Genomic DNA, 1,496 nt, shown 5'->3' with positions numbered 1-1,496 from the left:
AAATTAGTGGCTCCACCGTAATCGTAGAACGTGAGAAATAGTAATCATGGAAAAGAAATATGAACTTACTGATGAAATAAAAGAATTTTATGATGCAAGAACCGATAAAAGTAAAAAACTTTATCGCATACGTGCATTAAGAGATTTTAGAAATATTAAAAAAGGTTACTTAGGTGGCTATATACAAAAAGAAGACAACCTATCGCATGAAGGCGATTGTTGGGTTTGGCATAAAGCTATGGTTTGTGGTGACGCTAAGATTTTCGGCAATGCACAAGTATTTGAACGCGCAGAAATTACAGGCAGGGCGCGTGTTTATGAAAATGCAAAAGTTTGCGGTGAAGCATATGTTGAATATGATGCGCAAATTTACGGCAATGCACAAATTTATGGTGAGGCTCGAGTTTTGGGCCATGTTTATGGCAATGCCCGTGTCTATGGAGATGCTTATATAAGTGATAAAGCACACATTTCCGGAAATATGAAAATTCTAGATAGAGTATATATTTTCGATAATGTAAATATTTCTGGTAATCTTGAAATTCGTGGACGCAATTCAATCATCTACGAAAGTGACTATTCAGCAAGCGATATAAGCTACATAAGCCGTTTCTAACAACCAAACAACATTTTTAAACACCAGCGTGATTCACGCCACGGGTGAATTGTACGCAAATCAAGGAAATAAACCATGAAAAAGAAATACGAACTTACTGATGAAACAATTCAGTTTGATGGAAAAACTCTTCACCGTATTCGTGCTTTAAGGGATTTTGATGATGTCAAAAAAGGAGATCTTGGTGGTTTTATTGAAAAGGAATATAACTTAGGTCATAAAGGTAATTGCTGGGTGTATGATGATGCCAAGGTGTATGAAAGCGCTACCATTTTTCATAATGCCAAGATATTTGATGGCGCCTGTATTAGTGGAAATGCTTCAGTTTATTCTGATGCACAAGTTTACAGTCGTGCTGTTGTTTTTGGTAATGCCGAAGTTTCTGGTAGTGCACATGTTTTTGGTGATGCTGTTGTTCGCGACAAATCTCATGTTTACGGTGATGCAGAAGTTTACAATAGCGCACTCATTTATGGTGACGCAGAAGTTTTTGAGAATGCACGAATAAAGAATAGTGCCCACATTTACGACAATGCTCGTGTATATGGGAACGCAATAATTTGTGGTCCTGCTCTCATTTATAACAATGCTAAAGTTTATGGTGATGTCATTATATCATGCTCCAATTTCACGTATGAGGATGATATTAATTATGGAAATGTTGAGATTTTTGGAGATGCAAAAGTTTATGATAGTGCTCGCATTTATGACGCAGTCAAGATCTTTAGAAATGCCGAAATTCGTGGATTAGCTAATATTCGCGGAAACACGAGAATTCCTCAAGACATAAAAATTTAACAACCAACCAGCCTTTTAACACAAGCGTGATTCACGCCACGGGGGAATTGCGCGCAAATCAAGGAAACCAACATGACAAATT

The 1,496-nt window shown here is 37.1% G+C and carries 2 protein-coding genes; both read left to right on the top strand.

Going from position 1 to position 1,496, the window contains the following annotated elements; translation table 11 throughout:
* Positions 1 to 46 precede the first annotated feature (46 nt).
* Positions 47 to 616, top strand: a complete 570-nt coding sequence (locus ACFIK3_RS09460) for a hypothetical protein (protein ID WP_375672971.1) — start codon at positions 47 to 49, stop codon at positions 614 to 616.
* A gap of 75 nt (positions 617 to 691) precedes the next feature.
* Positions 692 to 1,414 carry a hypothetical protein gene (locus ACFIK3_RS09455; protein ID WP_375661094.1) on the top strand — a complete coding sequence of 241 codons (723 nt, stop codon included), beginning with the start codon at positions 692 to 694 and terminating at the stop codon, positions 1,412 to 1,414.
* Positions 1,415 to 1,496: the final 82 nt, after the last annotated feature.

The organism is Bartonella sp. CB10SXKL (assembly GCF_042195515.1).
In the GTDB taxonomy this organism is placed as follows: Bacteria; Pseudomonadota; Alphaproteobacteria; order Rhizobiales; family Rhizobiaceae; genus Bartonella.
The sequence above is the reverse complement of the archived record's forward strand: the minus strand, read 5'-3'. Positions and strand labels throughout refer to the sequence as shown.